This window comes from Ornithinimicrobium pekingense DSM 21552 (assembly GCF_000421185.1).
Lineage (GTDB): Bacteria > Actinomycetota > Actinomycetes > Actinomycetales > Dermatophilaceae > Ornithinicoccus > Ornithinicoccus pekingensis.
This window is the reverse complement of the sequence record NZ_ATWJ01000008.1, coordinates 369,618-388,010: the sequence shown is the minus strand read 5'-3', so window position 1 is coordinate 388,010 and position 18,393 is coordinate 369,618. Positions and strand designations below refer to the sequence as shown.

21 protein-coding genes are annotated in these 18,393 nt (G+C 75.8%); 7 read left to right on the top strand and 14 right to left on the bottom strand.

The window, feature by feature from the left end; genetic code table 11:
- Positions 1 to 14: 14 nt before the first annotated feature.
- Both K330_RS19805 and K330_RS19800 read right to left on the bottom strand, forming a co-directional pair.
- Positions 15 to 1,385 carry an amidase gene (locus K330_RS19805; RefSeq protein WP_022921165.1) on the bottom strand — a complete coding sequence of 457 codons (1,371 nt, stop codon included), beginning with the start codon at positions 1,383 to 1,385 and terminating at the stop codon, positions 15 to 17.
- A complete protein-coding gene (locus tag K330_RS19800) occupies positions 1,382 to 2,023 on the bottom strand; it encodes a helix-turn-helix transcriptional regulator (RefSeq protein WP_022921164.1) in 642 nt (213 codons plus the stop codon). The genes K330_RS19805 and K330_RS19800 overlap by 4 nt, the downstream gene beginning before the upstream one ends.
- Positions 2,024 to 2,111: 88 nt before the next feature.
- On the opposite strand from K330_RS19800, the gene K330_RS0107190 reads away from it, so the two are divergent.
- The 3 genes from K330_RS0107190 to K330_RS23630 are packed head-to-tail and all read left to right on the top strand — an operon-like array spanning position 2,112 to position 4,500.
- Entirely contained in the window at positions 2,112 to 3,296 is a 1,185-nt protein-coding gene (locus K330_RS0107190) for a zinc-dependent alcohol dehydrogenase (protein ID WP_022921163.1), read from the top strand.
- Positions 3,293 to 3,970, top strand: a complete 678-nt coding sequence (locus K330_RS23635; RefSeq protein ID WP_022921162.1) for a hypothetical protein — start codon at positions 3,293 to 3,295, stop codon at positions 3,968 to 3,970. Before K330_RS0107190 ends, K330_RS23635 begins: the two co-directional genes overlap by 4 nt.
- Entirely contained in the window at positions 3,967 to 4,500 is a 534-nt protein-coding gene (locus K330_RS23630; protein ID WP_022921161.1) for a pyridoxamine 5'-phosphate oxidase family protein, read from the top strand. The genes K330_RS23635 and K330_RS23630 overlap by 4 nt, the downstream gene beginning before the upstream one ends.
- A 48-nt stretch (positions 4,501 to 4,548) precedes the next feature.
- Here the strand turns inward: K330_RS23630 and K330_RS19790 are convergent, their stop codons facing one another.
- The 11 genes from K330_RS19790 to K330_RS19765 all read right to left on the bottom strand — a co-directional run bounded on the left by K330_RS19790 (position 4,549) and on the right by K330_RS19765 (position 13,407).
- Positions 4,549 to 5,577: an SDR family NAD(P)-dependent oxidoreductase gene (locus K330_RS19790; protein ID WP_022921160.1), complete on the bottom strand. Its 1,029-nt coding sequence runs from the start codon at positions 5,575 to 5,577 to the stop codon at positions 4,549 to 4,551.
- A gap of 9 nt (positions 5,578 to 5,586) precedes the next feature.
- Positions 5,587 to 6,195 carry a CDP-alcohol phosphatidyltransferase family protein gene (locus K330_RS22545; RefSeq protein WP_169448513.1) on the bottom strand — a complete coding sequence of 203 codons (609 nt, stop codon included), beginning with the start codon at positions 6,193 to 6,195 and terminating at the stop codon, positions 5,587 to 5,589.
- Positions 6,196 to 6,265: 70 nt separating this feature from the next.
- Entirely contained in the window at positions 6,266 to 6,841 is a 576-nt protein-coding gene (gene idi, locus K330_RS0107165; protein ID WP_084617265.1) for an isopentenyl-diphosphate Delta-isomerase, read from the bottom strand.
- The gene (locus K330_RS0107160) at positions 6,838 to 7,599 is read right to left on the bottom strand and encodes a glycosyltransferase family 2 protein (protein ID WP_022921158.1); all 762 of its coding nucleotides are present in this window, start codon (positions 7,597 to 7,599) and stop codon (positions 6,838 to 6,840) included. The genes idi and K330_RS0107160 overlap by 4 nt, the downstream gene beginning before the upstream one ends.
- Positions 7,592 to 8,107, bottom strand: a complete 516-nt coding sequence (locus K330_RS19780) for a DUF2238 domain-containing protein (RefSeq protein ID WP_169448511.1) — start codon at positions 8,105 to 8,107, stop codon at positions 7,592 to 7,594. Before K330_RS19780 ends, K330_RS0107160 begins: the two co-directional genes overlap by 8 nt.
- A gap of 31 nt (positions 8,108 to 8,138) precedes the next feature.
- Complete coding sequence (locus tag K330_RS0107150; protein WP_040657792.1) at positions 8,139 to 9,035, bottom strand: prenyltransferase; 897 nt, start codon at positions 9,033 to 9,035, stop codon at positions 8,139 to 8,141.
- A 2-nt stretch (positions 9,036 to 9,037) separates the two neighbouring features.
- On the bottom strand, positions 9,038 to 9,349 hold the full coding sequence (locus K330_RS0107145) for a lycopene cyclase domain-containing protein (RefSeq protein WP_022921155.1): 312 nt from the start codon (positions 9,347 to 9,349) through the stop codon (positions 9,038 to 9,040).
- Entirely contained in the window at positions 9,346 to 9,678 is a 333-nt protein-coding gene (locus K330_RS19775) for a lycopene cyclase domain-containing protein (RefSeq protein WP_022921154.1), read from the bottom strand. The genes K330_RS0107145 and K330_RS19775 overlap by 4 nt, the downstream gene beginning before the upstream one ends.
- Complete coding sequence (gene crtI / locus K330_RS19770; RefSeq protein ID WP_022921153.1) at positions 9,675 to 11,360, bottom strand: phytoene desaturase family protein; 1,686 nt, start codon at positions 11,358 to 11,360, stop codon at positions 9,675 to 9,677. Before crtI ends, K330_RS19775 begins: the two co-directional genes overlap by 4 nt.
- On the bottom strand, positions 11,357 to 12,232 hold the full coding sequence (locus K330_RS0107130) for a phytoene/squalene synthase family protein (RefSeq protein WP_040657791.1): 876 nt from the start codon (positions 12,230 to 12,232) through the stop codon (positions 11,357 to 11,359). The genes crtI and K330_RS0107130 overlap by 4 nt, the downstream gene beginning before the upstream one ends.
- On the bottom strand, positions 12,232 to 13,407 hold the full coding sequence (locus K330_RS19765; protein WP_022921151.1) for a polyprenyl synthetase family protein: 1,176 nt from the start codon (positions 13,405 to 13,407) through the stop codon (positions 12,232 to 12,234). Before K330_RS19765 ends, K330_RS0107130 begins: the two co-directional genes overlap by 1 nt.
- Positions 13,408 to 13,641: 234 nt before the next feature.
- Here K330_RS19765 and K330_RS0107120 point away from each other — a divergent pair, with 234 nt between their 5' ends.
- Genes K330_RS0107120 through K330_RS22540 form a run of 4 tightly spaced genes read left to right on the top strand, consistent with a single transcriptional unit; the run spans position 13,642 to position 17,009 of the window.
- Positions 13,642 to 14,616, top strand: a complete 975-nt coding sequence (locus tag K330_RS0107120) for a zinc-dependent alcohol dehydrogenase (RefSeq protein ID WP_202804506.1) — start codon at positions 13,642 to 13,644, stop codon at positions 14,614 to 14,616.
- A 43-nt stretch (positions 14,617 to 14,659) separates the two neighbouring features.
- Positions 14,660 to 15,043, top strand: a complete 384-nt coding sequence (locus K330_RS0107115) for a 6-pyruvoyl trahydropterin synthase family protein (RefSeq protein ID WP_022921149.1) — start codon at positions 14,660 to 14,662, stop codon at positions 15,041 to 15,043.
- The gene (locus tag K330_RS19760) at positions 15,040 to 16,113 is read left to right on the top strand and encodes a glycosyltransferase family 4 protein (protein ID WP_022921148.1); all 1,074 of its coding nucleotides are present in this window, start codon (positions 15,040 to 15,042) and stop codon (positions 16,111 to 16,113) included. Before K330_RS0107115 ends, K330_RS19760 begins: the two co-directional genes overlap by 4 nt.
- Positions 16,110 to 17,009 (top strand): class I SAM-dependent methyltransferase, encoded by a 900-nt coding sequence (locus tag K330_RS22540; RefSeq protein WP_022921147.1) that lies wholly within the window; start codon positions 16,110 to 16,112, stop codon positions 17,007 to 17,009. Before K330_RS19760 ends, K330_RS22540 begins: the two co-directional genes overlap by 4 nt.
- Here the strand turns inward: K330_RS22540 and ribA are convergent.
- Positions 16,911 to 18,371: a GTP cyclohydrolase II gene (ribA, locus tag K330_RS19750; protein ID WP_022921146.1), complete on the bottom strand. Its 1,461-nt coding sequence runs from the start codon at positions 18,369 to 18,371 to the stop codon at positions 16,911 to 16,913. The genes K330_RS22540 and ribA overlap by 99 nt on opposite strands.
- Positions 18,372 to 18,393: the final 22 nt, after the last annotated feature.

Below are 18,393 nucleotides of genomic sequence, written 5' to 3'. Positions count from 1 at the left end.
GGCCGGCCTCCGCGTCAGCGCCCCTCGAGCCAGCCCATCGCTCGCAGCACCCCGACGTCGTCGAAGGCCCGGCCCACCACCTGCACGCCGACCGGCCGACCGTCCGGCATCGCCCCGGCTGCCACCGTGCCCGCCGGCTGCCCGGTCATGTTCCACGGCATGGTGAAGTTGATGTGCCACATGCCCCGCCCGCCGTCGGGGTAGGGCATCGGCTGCTCCGCCGGGAAGGCCGCGCACGGCGCCACCGGCGAGACCATGAGGTCGAGCCCGGCCGCCTCCCAGGCGGCGACCGTGCGCGTCTGCACCTGGCCGAACGCGTGGTAGGCGTCGACCACCTCCGTGCCGCTCAGCCCGCTCGCGGCCCGCACCCATTCCGCGATGAAGGGCAGGACCAGCTCCTGCCGCTGCGGGCTCAGCCGGGCGAAGTCCGCCCACGACCGCGCCTGCCAGAAGCGGTTGACCCCGTCGAGCAGGTCCTGCGTCAGCCACGGCCGCACCTCGACCACCTCCGCGCCCGCGTCGGCGAGGAGGTCGGCGACGGCCCGCGTCGCTGCGACGACCTCGGGCCCGGGCTCCACGCCATACCCCGCCTGCGTCCACACCCCGACGCGCAGCCCGGCGACGTCCACGCCGATGCCGACCGACCCCCAGTCGAGCTCCTGCGCCGGCAGGCTGGTCCAGTCCACCGGGTCCGGCCCGGAGAGCACCGACATCAGAGCCGCGCAGTCGGCGGCGGTGGCCGCCATCGGCCCCGCCGCACGCCCGAGGTATGGCGCGTGCAGGGGTATGCGGCCCGCGCTCGGCTTGAGCGTCGACAGGCCCAGCCAGGTGCCGGGCAACCGGATCGAGCCGCCGATGTCGGTGCCGACGGCCAGCGGGGCGTAGCCGGCGGCCACGCTCGCCCCGGCGCCCGAGCTCGAGCCGCCGGTCGTCCACCGGGCGTCGAGCGGGGAGCGGGTGATGCCGTGCCGGCTGGAGACTCCGGAGGAGAGCATGCCCCAGTCGGGCATCACCGTGGAGCCGAGCACGACCATCCCGGCCGCGTCCACCCGCGCGGCGGCCGGGGAGTCGACGGTCGGCACGACGGGGTCGACCGCCGCCGACCCGGCGGGCATGGGGACACCGGCGCGGGCGACGTTCTCCTTGAGGGTGACGGGGACACCGTCGAGCGGACCGTGGGGCCGGCCCTGCTCCCACCGCCGGGCCGACTCCGCGGCCCGGGCGAGGACCTGGTCGGCCGGGTCGCGCACCCACATCGCGTTGACGACCGGCTCGCGCTGCTCCATGCGCTCCAGCGCGGCCCGCGCGACGTCGACCGGGCTGAGCGCGCCGGCGCGGAAGCCGGCGGCCAGGTCGGTCGCGGTCGCCGTGGTGGCGGCCGTCACGGGACGCTGTCCGCGGGCCCAGGAAGCATGCCGTGCTCGATGCCCCACCGCACGGCCTGCGACCGTCGGGTGACCTCGGCCTTGAGGTAGGCCGACCGGATGTAGGTCTTGACGGTGTTGATCGACAGGTTGAGCCGCCGGCCGATGTCCTCGTTGGTCAGCCCCTGGGTGATGAGCGCCAGCACCTCCGCCTCGCGCATGGACAGCCCGGCCTCCTGACCCGGCCACCGGCACTGCCGGGGCTCCCCGCCGGCCTGCGCCGGGGGCGGCACGACCGGACGGCGCCCGGCCGCGGTCTGCTCGATGGCACGGACCAGCTCGGCCGCGGTCGAGGACTTGTCGACCACGCCCGCGCACCCCCGCTCGAGGGCGGAGCGCACGTCGTCCGGGCCGAGGTTCCAGGAGTAGAGCAGCACCCGCCCGGCCAGGGGGTCACCCAGGATCCGGTCGCCGTCCTCACCCATCAGCGAGGCCGCGGCGAAGGTGTCGTAGAGGGTGACGTCGACCGGCTCGTTCGGCACCTGCCGGACCCCCAGGCCGGCCACCTCGACGCGGTCGGCGTAGGGCTGCAGCATGGCGTCCAGCCCGCGCACGACGACGGGGTAGTCGTTGACGAGAGCGACACGGAGGGTTGCCACGGTGCGACTCTAGCGCCGCCGCCCCACCCCCCGACGACAGCCTCCGCTTCACCGTGCGCCGCGCCGCGGCCGCCCCTAGCGTGAACGCATGCGAGCACTCACCTGGCAAGGCCTGCAGGACGTCAAGGTCCAGGAGGTCCCGGACCCCCGGATCGAGCAGCCCACCGACGCGGTGGTGAGGGTCACCTCCACCGCGATCTGCGGCTCCGACCTGCACCTCTACAACGTCCTGGCGGCCTACCTCAAGCCCGGCGACGTCCTCGGGCACGAGTTCATGGGCGTCGTCGAGGAGGTCGGTCCGGGGGTCGAGCGGCTCTCCGTCGGCGACCGCGTCGTCGTGCCGTTCACGATCAGCTGCGGCTCGTGCTTCATGTGCGACCGCCAGCTGTTCTCCCAGTGCGAGACCACGCAGAACCGCGACACCGACAAGGGCGCCAGCCTGTTCGGCTACACCAGCCTCTACGGCTCGGTGCCCGGCGGCCAGGCCGAGCGGGTGCGCGTGCCGCACGCCGACTTCGGGCCGGTCAAGATCACCTCCGACCTGCCGGACGAGCGCTTCCTCTACCTCTCCGACATCCTGCCCACCGCCTGGCAGGCCGTCGCCTACGCCGACACCGAGGAGGGCGGCACGCTCGCCGTGCTGGGCCTCGGCCCGGTCGGCCAGCTGTGCATCCGGTCGGCCAGGCAGATGGGTGTCCAGCGGATCATCGGCGTGGACCGCGTCCCCGAGCGCCTGGCCCTGGCCCGGGCGCACGGGGCCGAGGTCGTCGACGACTCCGAGGTCAAGGACGTCGCCGCCACGCTCAAGGAGATGACCGACGGCCGCGGGCCCGACAGCGTCGTGGACGCCGTCGGCATGGAGGCGCACGGCAGCCCCGTCCTGGGTGCCGCCGTCGCTGCGGCCAAGCGGCTGCCCAAGCCGATCGCGCGCAAGGCCATCGAGACCGCGGGTGTCGACCGCCTCGCGGCGCTGCACACCTCGATCGAGGCCGTCCGCCGCGGCGGCACCGTCTCCCTCAGCGGCGTCTACGGCGGCATGGCCGACCCGATGCCGATGATGCAGCTCTTCGACAAACAGGTGCAGATGCGCATGGGCCAGTGCAACGTCAGGCGCTGGACCGACGAGCTCTACGACCTGGTCAGCGGCGCCGACGACATCTTCGACCTGGAGAACCTCGCCACCCACCGGGTCCCGCTCGAGGAGGCCGCGGAGATGTACCAGACCTTCAACGACAAGGCCGACGGCTGCATCAAGGTCGTCCTCAAGCCGTGAGGCCGGCGGAGCCGGTCGCCCGAGCGGCCGGGGAGCTGCTGGCCGCGGCGTCCGGAGCGACGGCCCGGCTCCGCGGCACGCGCGCGCTGCACCCGGTCGGGGTATGCGGCACCGCCTCGCTCAAGGTGCGGCCGGGCCCGGCCAGCGGCGTCGCGCTGCTCGACGACCCCGGTCCCCACCCCTGCCTCGTGCGCTGGTCCCGGGCCACGGGACGCCAGGAGGGCCTGGACATCGAGGGCCTGGCGCTGCGGGTCGAAGGACGGGCAGCGGGGGACCTCCTGCTGGCCGGCACGGGCACCGGCGTCGTCGGCCGGCACCTCCTCGTGCTGCGGCGTCCCGAGCAGCACGGGACGCTGACCACGCTGCTGCCGCTGAGCACGCCGCGCGGCCCCCTGCTGCTGCGCCTCGACCCCCTCGACCCCGGAGGCGCGAGCGCCGACGTCCCGCCCACGGCATACCGGCTGCTGGTCTCCGCGCCCGGGCGCCCCTGGCACGAGCGGGGCACGCTCGCGATCACCTGGACCGACCGGGACTGCACCCGGCGACACGACCCCGTCGGGCACCCGCCCGCCGGTGCCTGGACGCACCCTCTGTGGGCGCGGCTGCGCGACCCGTCCTACGCCGCCTCCCAGCAGGTCGCGGCCGACCCCACCACCCCCGAGGAGAAGCCATGACCGAGCACCACGACACCCACCCCGCCGACCCGGTGACCGTCAGCGACGACCCGCAGGAGGTGGCCAAGGTCCACGAGATCATCTCCGGCATGGACATCGCGATGCTGACCACGGTCGACGCCACGTCGGCCTCGGGCCGGCTCACCAGCCGGCCGCTGTCGACGCAGCGGGCCGAGGAGGACGGCGACGTGCTTTTCCTCGTGCGCGCCGCCAGCCCGGTCGTCCGGGACGTCGAGGCCAACCCGCAGGTCAACGTCGCCTACTCCTCCGCCAAGGCGTGGGTCTCGCTCGCCGGCACGGCGTCCGTCGTGCGCGACCGGGCGCTCGTGGAGCAGCTGTGGTCCAAGGGCGCGTCCGCCTTCATGGACGGCGGCCCGGACAACCCCGACAACGTGGTGCTCAAGGTCTCCGGCGACACCGCGGAGTACTGGGGCGGCAGCTCGCTCGTGGGCACCGTCGTCAGCACGGTGAAATCGATGGCGGGCAGCAAGGACGAGGACGCCGGGCCGACGGTCGTCGAGCTGCCCTGACGCCACGCGACCGCACCGGCCGGCGTGCACCGGCGGGGAGCCTCCCCCTCACTCCGAGGCGGCGAACTCCTTCTCCTCCTCGGTCCCGCGGATGGCCGTCGGGCCGCGCTGGTTGAGCTTCTCGGCGGCACGGCGCCCGAGTACGGTCAGCCGGTGCACCACACCCGTGCCCAGCCGGGCGGCGGACTCCCGCCCGGGCCGGGCCACCGAGTCGTCCGGGAGGCCGGGGGCGTCGGGCAGGAAGTGCACGACCGCCTTGACGATGCGCACGGTCGTGGCGGGCGCCAGCCCGTGGAAGCGCGTGCCGAGCACGGTCAGCGGCGTCAGCTCCAGCACCGGCTTGCCGGCCAGCACGGCCCTGACCATCGCGCGGGCCGCCAGGTGCGGGTCGGTCGTCAGCAGCGGCAGCGAGGCCGAGGGGGCGAACCAGGCGTACTCCCCGTCCCGGTCGCCCGTGAACAGCGCGTTCTCCGGCGAACCGGTGCGCATGAAGCCCGGCACGATCGTCGTCGCCGTGACCCCGGTGCCGACGAGCTCGGCGCTCAGGGCCTCGGTGAAGCCGACGGCGCCGAACTTGGCGGTGGTGTAGGGCAGCATGTGCGGCGACGGCAGCTTGCCGCCGATGCTCGTCACCACGCCGATCCGCCCGTGGCGCCGCTGCCGCATGCCGGGCAGCACCGCCCACGCGGTGTTGATCGGACCCATGAGCATCACGCCGATCGCGTCGTCGAAGTGCTCCAGGGTGTTGGTCTCGGCGGGCCCGACCTGGATGATCCCGGCCACGTGGATGAGGACGTCGACGGGGCCCAGGTCGCGCTCGACGTCGGCGACGAGGCGCCGGACGTCGTCGCGGTCGGACACGTCGCAGGAGTATGCGGTGACGCGGCCGGCGCCGGCCCCCGCGGCGGCGCGCGCGTCCCGCTCGGCGACCTGGGCGCCCTCGGCGGCGGCGGCCCGGTCGCGGGCGCAGATCGCCACGTCGTGCCCCCGTTCCGCGAGCTCCTGGGCGACGAGCAGGCCGAGGCCGCGGGAGCCTCCGGCGACGAGGGCGACGGGGCGTGGGGAGGTCTGGTCCATGTGCTGACGCTAGGAGGCGCGGGCCGCCGGCGCGACCGCAGCGGCCCGTTCGAGCCACCGCACGTCGACGAGGAAGGACCACGCCACCAGCAGCACCGCCAGCGCCACCGCGACCTGGACCGCCACGACGGGCCAGAACGGTGCCGCGGCGATGGCCAGCGTGCCGGTCAGCGTGCCGCCGGCGATCTTGCGCCGCGGGCTGTGCGGCAGGGTGCGCCGCCAGGAGGGCCGCCACGCCTGGACCAGCAGGAAGGCCGGCCACAGCAGGCCGCCGACCAGTGCCCAGGGGGCGCCCCCCACGTGGGCCAGCGACAGCGCCAGCACCAGGCTGCCGTCGACGCCGGAGTCGAGCAGGGCGCCGCGGTCGCTGGCGGTGCCGGTGCGGCGCGCGACATACCCGTCGAGGGAGTCCAGGGCCCAGACGACGATGCCGACCCAGGCCACCCACCAGGTGCGGGTCGGCTCAGCCGCGAGGAGGGCGTCGCCGAGCACGAGGGCCAGACCCACCACGAGCAGCCCGCGGAAGGCGGTGACGAGGTCGGCCGGGCCTGGTGGGGCGGGCCGGGGGCGGGCCTGGACGAGCGGGTCGGCGCGGGTCACACCCGGTATACGGATCACGGGGCCCCTCCGGATGGCGCCCCGCCGGCACCGGGCGCGTGGACCACTGTCCGCGGCGCCCGTCCGCGGGTCACCGGCCCAGCTGGTCCAGCTGCTCGCGCAGCCACGGGCTCAGGGCCCAGGGGGCGGCCGACGCGGCCGCGCGCAGCTGCTCGGGGGTGACCCAGACCAGCTCCATCACCTCGTCGGGGTCGGGCACCGGGGCCGTGGTCGTGCGGGCGGTGAAGACCGGGCAGACCTCGTTCTCGACCGTGCCGCTCGCGTCGACCGCCCGGTAGCGAAAGTCGGGCAGGAGCGGCGCGAGGTCGGTGATGTCGATCCCGAGCTCGGTGCGGGCGTGGCGGCGCACGGCGTCCTCGAGGCTCTCACCGGGACGGGGGTGCCCGCAGAAGGCGTTGGTCCACACCCCGGGCCAGGTGCGCTTGGCCAGGGCGCGCCGGGTCAGCAGCACCCGGCCCTCGTCGTCGGAGAGGTGGCAGGAGAAGGCGAGGTGCAGCGGGGTGTCTGGGCCGTGCACGGTCGCGCGCGGCGCGGTGCCCACGGGCCGGCGGTCGGCGTCCAGCAGGACCACCTCGTCGGGCACGTCGCGCAGGTCGTGGAGCTCGCTGCCGGTCGGTCCGGCGGTGCGGCTGGCGGCAGGGGTCATGTCGTCTCCTGTCGGGGGGAGGGGCTGAGGGCGGGGCGCGTGAGCCGGGCGGCCCAGCGGTCCCAGGGCGGCGCGTCGCGCCAGTTGACCTCGAGCGTGCGGAAGGCGCGGCGCATCCGTCGGCGCCACTGGGCGGCGCCGCGGAGGGAGCGGGCGGACACGCCGACGGCCAGGCCGGGCACGAGCGCGATCCGGGCGGCCGGGCCGAGCACGAGGGCAAGGTCCATGTCGTCGTGCAGCTCGGGGTCGTCGCGGTGGACCACCGCGGCCACCCGTTCCCAGGCCTGCCGGCGCACGGCCATCGACGAGCCCCACAGCACGTGGTGGCCGGCGGCGAGGTGGCCGAGGGCGTAGTAGCTGCCGAGGTAGAGCACCGCCTGCACCTGGCGCAGCACCGGGGGCGAGTCGCGGAAGACGCCGACGCCGGTGACCGCGACCACGTCCGGGCGGCGGGCCAGGGCGTCCTGGACACGCTCCACCCAGTCGGGCGGCGGGAGGGAGTCGGCGTCGAGCCGCGCGATCACCGCACCGACGGCGGCGTCGTAGCCGGTCGCGGCGGCAGCCGGGATGCCGACGCGCGGCTCCTCGACCACCCGCGCGCCGCGGGCTCGGGCGACGGCGGCGGAGTCGTCGCGGGAGCCGTTGTCGACCACCACGACCTCCAGCGGCGCGACGGTCTGCCGGGCCAGGGCGTCGAGGCAGCGCTCGAGCAGGCGGGCGTCGTCCCGGACCGGGATCACCACGCTGACCTCACTCATCGCGACCCCCGCCGACCGCCAGCGCGACGCCCGCGGCGAAGGAGCCCAGGGTGCCGCACACCAGGTCACCGACCGTGTCGTCGTAGCCGACCCCGATGCCGTCGTCGAGCATCGTGTGGCCGAACCACTCGCCGGCCTCCCACACGACCGCCAGCAGCGCACCGAGCGCCGTCACGACGAGCACGGTCCCGCCGGCCGGGAGCCGGTGCGGGAGCAGGCGAGCGGTCTGCATACCCACGAGCGCGACCGCCGCGAGCAGGCCGTTGGCGACGGCGTGCACGACGATGTCGAGCCAGGGCACCGCGACGTACCAGTCCAGCGTGGCGCCCCACGCCCCGAGGACCAGCGTCGCGCCGGTGGCCGCCTGCAGCCAGCCGGGCATCCGGACCAGGCGCGGCACCACGAGGCCGAGCAGCACGAGGGCGAAGAGCGCGACGACGACCAGGTCCCACCAGAACGCCGCGACGAACGAGGCCAGGCCTGCGACGGCGACCAGGTCGGTGGCCACCCGCGCCCACGCCGGCCCCGGCACCCGCAGCTCAGGAGGCAAGGGTCATCCAGATGAACAGCTGGGTGACCAGGAAGCCGGTCACCAGGTTGAGCCAGATGAAGCGCCGCCAGCCGGCGTTGGCGCGCTCGCAGTCCGCGTCGGCCAGCGACAGGTATGGCGCCACGCTCGCGGCGTAGGGCAGCACCAGCACGGCGGCCAGGGCCGCGGGCCACCCGGTGGGCAGCAGCAGGACGCCCGCGACGAGGTAGGCGACGAACGCCGCGCGCACCGTCGGGGCCGCACCCAGCCAGGTGGCGATCGAGGAGATGCCGGCCTCGCGGTCGGCCGCGATGTCCTGCACCGCGCCGAAGGCCTGCGAGGCCATGCCCCAGACGAAGAACGCGGCCAGCGCCAGCACGACCGGCGTGGTGAAGGCGGCGTCGGCCAGGGCGAGGCCGAAGACCGCCGGGCTGACGAAGTGCGTGCTGGAGGTGACCGAGTCGAGCACCGGGCGCTCCTTGAAGCGCAGGCCGGGGGCGGAGTAGGCGATGACCGCGAAGACGCTGACCGCGAGCACGAGCGTCGAGGCCAGGTCGCCCAGCAGCACCAGCGCCACGACGAACGGCAGGTTGGTGAGGGCGGCCGCCCACAGCGTCAGCCGGTGCCACCGCCGCGACAGCACGACCCCCTCGAGCCCGCCCTTGCGGGGGTTGCGCAGGTCCGACTCGTAGTCGAAGACGTCGTTGACGCCATACATGAGCAGGTTGTAGGGGATGAGGAACCACAGCGTGCCGATGACCAGGGCCGGGGTGATGCCGCCGCCGGCGAGCAGGTAGGCGGCGGCGAAGGGGTAGGCCGTGTTGACCCAGCTGACCGGCCGCGAGGAGCCGACCAGCTGGCGAAGCGCCGCTGTCCGGTCGGCGGCGGGCGCGGCGGGGTCGGTCATGGTCACTCGCTCGTCTCCCTCGGGTCGAGAAGCTCCCGGAGGGCGGGGAGCAGGAGCCCGGCCGCCAGCGGCCAGGCCAGGTCCTCCACCGGAGCGTGCCACAGGCGCACGCCCAGCAGCGAGCTCTCGTCGAAGCGGAACAGGTCGGAGATGATCATCAGGCTGTCGAAGACGACGGTGAGGACGAGCAGCACGGCCACCGTCACCGCGGTGGTGAGCCACCACCGCGCCGGGAGCCGGCGCACGACGGCGACCCCGGCCGCCACGGCGGCGGAGAGCCCGACGAAGACGAGGGCGAGCCCGGCGTAGGTCATCGCGTGCCCGCCCCCGCCCGGTCCAGCGCCAGGCCCACGAGCCCGTGCAGCACCAGCGTGAGATAGCTCAGGAAGGTGATGAAGAGCAGCTCCTCGACGGGCAGCTCGGGAGCGAGCATCAGCCCGGTCATCGCCTCGCTCTCGCCGCGGTGGTAGAACCCGAGCGCGATGGCGACGACGTCCCAGAGCAGGAAGAAGGCGATGCCGGCCGTGAGCACCAGGGCGCTGCGCCGGGGCGCGCGCCACAGCACCAGTCGGAACCGCGCGTCGAGCAGCGCCATGCAGCAGGTCGCGGCCAGCAGGCTCGCGCCGTAGAGGAGCGCGGTCACCGCCCGCCCACCGCCAGGTCCGCCGGGCGGGCAGGAGCAGCGTCGGCCGGCTCGGGCGACGGGCCGCTGGAGGTGTCGCCGCGCAGCTGCTTGAGCACGAGCTCGGCGCTGATGAGGCACATCGGCAGGCCGATCCCGGGGATGGTGCTGGACCCGGCGTAGAGCAGGCCGTCCACGCGGCGCGAGCGGTTGCGCGCGCGGAACATCGCGCTCTGGCGCAGCGTGTGGCCCGGCCCGAGCATGCCGCCGCGCCAGGCGTTGAGGTCGGCGGAGAAGTCGCCGGGCCCGATGGTGCGGCGCACGACGACCCGCTCGGCGAGGTCGGGGACCCCGGCCCACCGGGCCACCTGGTCGATCGCCGCGTCGGCGACCGCCTCGACCGCCGGGTCTCCCCGGCCGTCGGCGCCGCCCCGCCCCAGGCCGGGGTCGGCGGGCACGGGCACGAGGACGAAGAGGTTCTCGTGACCCTCCGGTGCGACACCGGGGTCGGTCGCCGAGGGCTTGCACACGTAGGCCGACGCCGGGCTGGGCACCTGCCCGGCGAAGATCGCGTCGAAGTTGGCGTGCCAGTCGGAGGTGAAGAACAGGGAGTGGTGCGGCATGGTCGGCAGCTCGCCGCGCACGCCGAGGAGCACGAGGACGGCGCCCGGCCCGGAGGAGCGGCGGTCCCAGTAGCGCTGGGGGTAGGTGCGCAGGTGCTCGGGAAGCAGGCGCGTCTCCAGGTGGTGCAGGTCACCGGCGCCCACCACGACGTCGGCGCGGTGCTCGTGCTCCACGCCGTCGGCGTCGCGCCACCGCACGCCGGTCGCCCGGGCCCGCGGCCCCCGCCCGCGCAACCGGCTCCGGAGGCCGCGGCGGCCGGTCGGCGTGAGGTCCTCGGTGCCGACCCCGACCACGGTGGCGCCGGTGTGGATGCGGGTCCCGTGCCGGGTGGCCTGCTGCGCCACCGCCTCGATGAGGCGGGTGAAGCCGCCCTGGGGGTACATCACCCCGCCGGTCAGGTCCAGCCCGCTCATCAGGTGGTAGAGGCTGGGCGCCCGGTCCGGGGAGGAGCCGAGGAAGACCGCCGGGTAGCCCAGGACCTGGCGCAGGCGCACGTCGGTGAACCTGGCGGCCACGAAGTCCTCGAGCGAGCGCACGAGCAGCGGCAGCAGCCGCGGGAGGCGGCGCAGGACGTCGGGCGAGGCCAGCGCGAGGGGGGAGGTGAAGCTGGTGTAGAGGAAGTGGCGCAGCGCCACCTCGTAGGCCTCCGAGGAGGACTCCAGGTATGCCGCGAGGCGCGCCCCGGCGCCGGGCTCGACCGCCTCGAAGGTGGCCAGGTTGGCGTCGGTGTCGGCGACGACGTCGAGGGGCGGTGGCTGCTCGCCCCCGGGCTCGCCCTCGTAGAACACGCGGTAGGCCGGGTCCAGGACCCGCAGGTCCAGCTGCTCCTCGACGGTGGTGCCGAGCAGCCGGAAGAAGTGCTCGAAGACCTCCGGCATGAGGTACCACGACGGTCCGGTGTCGAAGCGGAAGCCGTCGACCGCGACCGACCCGGCGCGCCCGCCGACGGTGTCCTGCTGCTCGAAGACGTCCACCTCATACCCCTCGGCCGCGAGCAGCGCCGCGGTGCCGAGGCCGGCGATGCCGCCACCGATGACGGCGACCCGGCGGCCGGCCGCCGGGGTCGTCTCCGCGGTCATCGGGCGGCCACCAGGCTGCGGGCGACGAGCTGGGCCTTGACGCGGTCGGGGACGCGGACCCGCTCGCGCGCGATCTGCTCGGCCGGGGTGCGGCGCAGGCGCTGGGACAGCTCGGCGAAGAGGGCGTGGGCGCAGTGGACGGCGCACCGGCTGCTCGGCGGCAGCTGCGGGATGACGGCGGCCGCGGCCGCGAGGTCGGCGTCGATGTCGTCGAGCAGGAGGTCGCGCTCGGTGTCGGTGAAGGTGGTCAGGTCGACGCCGGGGAAGTAGGTGCGCCCCAGCACCTGCTGGTCGTCGCATAGGTCGCGCAGGAAGTTGACCTTCTGGAAGGCCGCGCCGAGCCGGCGCGCGCCGGGGGCCAGCGCGTCGTAGCGCCGCTGGTCGCCGTCGACGAAGACGCGCAGGCACATCAGCCCCACCACCTCGGCGGAGCCGTAGAGGTAGCCCGACAGGCTCTGGGGGTCGTGCACCTGCACGGACAGGTCGGCCCGCATGGAGTCGAAGAAGGGGTCCACCAGGTCGCGGCCGATCCCGTGCTCGGCGGAGGTGAGCGCGAAGGCGTGCACCACGAGGTTGGCGCTGCCCCCGGTCTCCAGCGCCCGGTGCGTCTCGGCCTGCAGGCCGTCCAGGAGGGCGGCCCGGTGGGCGCGGCTCCAGGGCTGCCGGTCGTCGTCGACCAGCTCGTCGGCGACCCTGACCAGCGCGTAGATCGAGCGCACGTGCGTGCGGACCGGCTCGTGGAGCAGCCGGGTGGCCCACCCGAAGGAGGTGGAGTACTCGCCGATGACCACCGCGGCGCTGGCCCGTGCCGCGCGGTCGTAGGTCGACGAGCACGGGGGCCCGGCGGAGCGGCGCGGGGGCCGGAGGAACATCACGCCGCGCCCCGGGCGGGGGCCGGCGCCGGGCCGGCGAGCGCGACGTCGTCCGCCGCGGGCAGCACCGGTGCGGTGGCCAGCAGCGAGCCGGGCAGGTCGGTCTGGGTGGGCTCGACGGGGACCAGCCGGTGGACCATCGCGCGCAGGGCGTCGGCCGCACCGGCGGGCAGCCGTCGCGTCGCGGAGATGGCGGACGCGGCCAGCTCGGCCGCCATGGCCTCGACGGCCGAGCGGGCGCCGCACGCGACGAGGATCTGCCGCGCGCGGGCGGCGCCCTCCTCGGTGAGGTGGGGGTCGCCGACGTACCGGGCCAGCTCGGGCCACAGCCGGCTGGACCGGGCGAAGGCCACGAGCGCGGTGCACTTGCCCTCGCGCAGGTCGCACAGGGGGTCCTTGCCGGTCTGCTCGGCCGTGCCGAAGACGCCGTCGAGGTCGTCGCGCAGCTGGAAGGCCAGGCCCAGGCAGCGCCCGGCCTCGCCCAGCGCCTCGACGACCTGCTCGTCGGCGTCGGCGAGGATCGCGGCCGCCTGCATCGGCAGCTCGAAGGAGTAGGCGGCCGTCTTCCAGCAGGCGATGTCGCGCGTCTCCTCCAGCGAGGCGTCGCCGGTCAGGCTGACCCGCACGTCGGCGAGCTCCCCGGCGGCGCTGCGGTGCAGGACCTCCTCGAGCAGGTCGAGCAACTGCACGACCTGCTCGGGCCGCGCCCCGCAGAGCGCGACCTCCCGCACCGCACCCGCCAGGGCCAGGTCGCCGGCGAGGATCCCCGCGGCCTCCCCGTAGTGCCGTGCCCGGTCGGGGGTCGCGCCGGCCGTCACGGCCCGGGCGGTGAAGGTGCCGGTCACGTTGGGCCGGCCACGGCGCACGACGTCGCCGTCGATCACGTCGTCGTGGACGACGAAGGCGGTGTGCAGCAGCTCGACGGCGTCGGCCACCCGGGCGGCCGCGCGACGGTCGGTGCCGCCGAGCGCCTCGTGCATGCGCAGGAGCAGGGTGGGGCGGAAGCGCTTGCCGCCCTCGGTCAGGCCGGAGAGGGCGTCCCACAGGACGCCGTCGTGCTCGTCGACGACCTGGGCCCGTCCGGTCGAGAAGAAGCGGGCGTGCGGCTCGGGGTCGGGCGCCGCGGGCGCGGTCGGCGCAGCGTCCGGGTCGGGTGCCGTCGTTCCTGTCGTCATCTCGAGCTCGTCTCTGTGGCGGGGCTGGCGGCCTCGGAGGATCCCCCAGCGTCGTCGGAAACCCAGCATGCCACGCTGAACAAACCTTTGACAACTACCTTGGACACGCGAGGTCGCCCTCCGCCTCGAGCGTAGAGGACGCACGGGCCCCCGGCGAGGGGTTCGTGCGCACGGGCGGGCCGGGTCGGCGGTCCAGGACGGCGGGCGCCCGCCCGGCGGGACACAATGGCGCGCATGCGTGCCCGTGCCTACTGGACCGTCGCCCCCGGCCACGGGGAGATCCGTGGCGAGGACCTGCGGGCCCCCGTCCCCGGTGAGGCCCTCGTGCGCGCGACGGCCTCGGGCGTGAGCCGGGGCAGCGAGCTGCTCGTCCACCGCGGCGGCGTGCCGTCGTCCGTCGCCGGGCGGATGCGCGCCCCCTTCCAGGTCGGCGACCTGACCGGGCCGGGCCCGGTCAAGTACGGCTACCTCTCCGTCGGGGTCGTCGAGGACGGGGACGCGGAGTGGGTCGGTCGCCGGGTCTTCTGCCTGCACCCGCACCAGGACCGGTATGTCGTGCCCGTCGAGGCGCTCACCGCCCTGCCGGACGCCGTGCCCGACCGGCGCGCCGTGCTGCTGGGCACCCTCGAGACGGCCGTCAACGCGCTGTGGGACGGACGCCCCCTCTACGGCGACCGGGTGGCGGTCGTCGGCGGTGGCATGGTCGGTGCCAGCGTCACCGCCCTGCTGGCGCAGCTGCCGCTGGAGCGGCTCGAGCTCGTCGACCCCGACCCGGACCGCGTCGCGCTCGCGCCGCACCTCGGCGCCCGGGGGGTCTCCCCGGACGACGCCACCGGGGGGTGCGACCTCGTCTTTCACTGCTCGGCCACCGCCGCGGGCCTGGGGCGTGCGCTGTCGCTGCTCGGTGACGAGGGTGAGGTCGTCGAGCTGTCCTGGTACGGCGACCGCCCCGTCTCCGTCGACCTGGGGTCCGACTTCCACGCCCGGCGGCTGCGGGTCCGCGCCAGCCAGGTGAGCCGGGTCAGCCCGCACCGCGCGGCCCGCCGTGACCACGCCGGCCGGATGGGGGTGGCGCTGCGGGCCGCGCAGGACCCACGGCTCGACCACCTCCTGGCCGGCCCCACGCCCTTCGAGCAGCTGCCCGCCCTGATGGGCCGCCTGGCCGCCGGCGAGCCCGGGCTCTGCCACGTGGTCGGCTACGACACCTGACGATCGGCCGGCACCCACCACCACCCACCCTGGAGGTCCATCCGTGTTCACGCTGACCGTCCGCGACCATCTGATGGTCGCCCACTCCCTGCCCGACCCCTTCTTCGGGCCCGCACAGGGCCTGCACGGCGCGACCTTCGTCGTCGAGGCGGGCTTCGAGCGGGCCGGGCTGGACGAGCACAACGTCGTGCTCGACATCGGGGCCGCGACCGAGGCCCTGTCCGCGGTGCTGGGACGCCTGTCCTACCGCAACCTCGACGAGGTGGAGGAGTTCGCCGGCGTGCTCACCACCACCGAGTACCTCGCCCGGTGGGTCGCCGAGCGCCTCGTCGAGTCCGTCGACACGACCGGGCTGTCCGCCGTGGAGGTGGTGCTGCGCGAGCACCCGGACGCCTGGGCCTCCTTCCGGCTCGCGCTGCCCGCGTGACCCTGACCCTCGTCGTCCCCGACCGGCCGGCGCAGGTGCCCAGCGGGGGGGACAGGTATGACGCGGCGCTCGTCGCGCGGTGGCGTCGCCTCGGCCGTCGGGTCGAGGTGGTCGCCGCGGCGGGCGGGTGGCCCTGGCCGAGCGCCGACGAGACGGCGCGCCTGGACGAGCGGCTCCGGGCGGCGGGCGGCGGCCCGGTCGTCCTCGACGGGCTGGTCGGCTGCGCCGCGCCGGAGGTGGTGGCGACCTCGGCGGCCGTGCGGCCGACCGTCCTGCTGGTGCACTCCCTCCTCGCCGACGGCGCCGGGGCCGAGGCCGGAGCTGCCCGCGAGCTCGACGAGCGGGAGCGGCACGCCCTGCGCGCGGCGACGGCCGTCGTGACGACCGGCACGTGGGCGCGGGAGCGGCTCGCCGCGCGGCACGGTGTGACCGACGCCGCGGTGGCGCTCCCCGGCACCGACCCCGCACCCGTCGCCCCCGGCAGCCTGGGCCCCACGGGCACGCCCGGGCTGCTGTCGCTCGGCGCGCTCACCCCGCTGAAGAACCATGCCGTCCTTCTCGCTGCCCTGCAGCAGGTGGATGACCTGCCGTGGAGCCTGGTCGTGGCGGGGCCGGCCCCGGACGTCGACCACCTGAGCGCCCTCGTCGCGGACGCGGACGACCGTGGCCTCTCGGGGCGGGTGCGGTGGACGGGCGCCCTGGCGGGGGACGCCCTGGAGGCCGTCTGGGCCGGCACGGACCTGCTGGTGCACCCGTCGCGCTCGGAGACCTACGGGATGGTCGTCGCCGAGGCGCTCGCGCACGGCATACCCGCCGTCGTGGGCGCTGGGACCGGTGCGGTGGAGGCGCTGACCGGTGACCTGGAGGCACCGCGACGGCAGGGCCGGCCGGGCGAGGTCGTGGCCCCGGACGGCCCCGCGGAGCTCGCGGCGGTGCTGAGGCGGTGGCTGGCCGGGCCCGCGCTGCGGGCGACCTGGCGGGAGGCGGCGCTGGAACGGCGTGCCGCCCTGCCGGGCTGGGGGAGGACCGTCGAGCGGATCGACCGGGTGCTCGGCAGGATCGGCGCATGACGACGCAGGAGCCGACCGGGCGGCACGGCCAGGGGCCCCCGTCGAGGGCGAGCGCCGACTGGCTGACGCTGCGGCGCGAGGCGGACACCGAGGCGCGCGACGCCGGTGCCACCGTCCTGCTCGAGCGGCTCGTCGACCACCTCAGGGCCGGCGGGACCGCCCCCGTCCGGGTCGTCGACGTGGGGGCCGGGACCGGCGCCAACCACGCCTACCTCTCCCCCCGGCTGCCGCTCGCCCAGGACTGGGTCGTGGTCGACCACGACCCCGACCTGCTGGGGCACGCCGGCCACGGGGACGCGGTCCGGGTCCGGGCGGGGGTGCGCGACCTGGCTGCCGTGCTCGAGGACCTGCTCGACGCTGACGGCGCCGATGACCGGCCCACGCTGCTGACCTGCACGGCCCTGCTCGACGTGCTCACCACCGAGGAGCTCGGCCAGCTGGCCGACGCGGTGGCGCGCACCGGCGGTCCGGCGCTGTTCGCCCTGTCCGTGACGGGGGAGGTGCGGTGGACGCCGTGCGACCCGGCGGACGGGGCGGTGGCCGGGCTCTTCGACGCGCACCAGCGACGGGGCGGGCGGCCGGGGCCGCTGGCCCCGTCGGTCCTCACCGAGCAGCTGGTCGCGCACGGTCTCGCGGTCGAGCGGGCCCGCACGCCGTGGGTGCTCGACGCGCGCCGCCCGCAGCTGCTGGAGCGGTTCCTGGTCGAGCGCGCCGACGCCGCGCGCGAGCAGGCGGGGCAGGAGGAGTCCCGCCGGCTGGTGGACCGGTGGCTCACCGACCGTCTCCGGCAGGTGCGGTCAGCCGGTCTGTCCGTCCGTGTCGGGCACGTCGACCTGCTCGTCCTGCCGCACCGAGCGGAGGGCGTGGCGGGCCGGCCCGGAGAGGGCGGGGGCTGACGGGGCGGGTGACCCGGTGAGGTCGAACTCGGTGACCACGTCCTCCCCGAGCACCCAGCGGCGCACCGGCGGCCGCAGCGCGTCGGCGAGGCGGTCGGTCCCGCCCACCCGCAGGCCGGGCACGCCGTCGCCGATGAGGAGCGGGGCGGTCGTCAGGTAGAGGCGGTCGACGACCCCTGCCGCCACGAAGGCCGAGACCAGCCGGCCCCCGCCCTCGACGAGCACCCGGTCCAGGCCGCGGCCGCGGAGCATCGCGAGGAGCGCCGCGGGCTCCATCGGGCCGTCCCGGTGCCAGCGGAGGACCTCCACGTGCGGCGCGGGCGCGGACGCGTCGGCGTGGGGCCCGACCACCCACAGGGTCGGCGCGGTGCCGTCGGTGAGCAGCGCGGAGCCGACCGGGAGCGTGCCCCGCGGGTCGAGCACCACCCGCACCGGGTGCCGGCCGGCCACGGCGCGGACCGTGAGGCGGCAGTCGTCGGCGGCCGCGGTCGCCGCCCCGACGACGACGGCGTCGACCAGCGCCCGCAGCCGGTGCAGGTGCTCGCGGTCCGCCTCGCCCGTGACGAAGACCGCGTCGCCGGTCCGGCTGGCGATGAACCCGTCCAGGCTCTGGCCCAGCTGGGCCAGGACCGCGGGACCGTCGGGACGCACGAGGTCGCCGTAGCGCTCCGAGAGCACGCCGCCGCTGACCTGCCCGCCGGCCAGCAGCAGCTCCCACTCGCCGACGTCGGCGGGGTCGTGGCCCATCCGGTCACGCTTGGTCCGCAGGTAGTGCTCGTTCTCCGGCCGGGCCGGCACGACGAGCGGCCGGCGGGCCACCACGTCCACGCCCAGCCCCGCCAGGGCGACCTCCTTGGCGGGGTTGGAGGAGAGCAGCCGGATGCGCCGCACCCCCAGGTCGGCCAGGATCGCCGCGCTCTGGTCGTAGGTGCGGGCGTCGGCCGGGTGGCCCAGCCTCAGGTTGGCGTCAACGGTGTCCACGCCGGTGTCCTGGAGGGCGTAGGCGCGCAGCTTCTCCACCAGGCCGATCCCGCGGCCCTCGTGCCCCCGCACGTACAGCACCGCCCCCCGGCCGTCGCGGGCCACCAGGTGCAGCGCGTGCTGCAGCTGCTCGCCGCAGTCGCAGCGGCGCGACCCCAGCGCGTCACCGGTCAGGCACTCGGAGTGCACCCGCACCAGCGGCGGGCGCGCGTCCGCCGGGTCGTCGTCACCGATCCCCATGCTCAGCGCGACGTGCTCCTCGCCGGAGTCGTCCCGGTATGCGGTCATCCGGAAGGTGCCGTGCCGGGTCGGCAGGAAGGTGTCGGCGAGGCGCTGCACGGTGCTCGGAAGCCCGTCCTCGTGCGCCGGTTCGCAAGCCATGCTCCGAGTATGACCGCAGGTC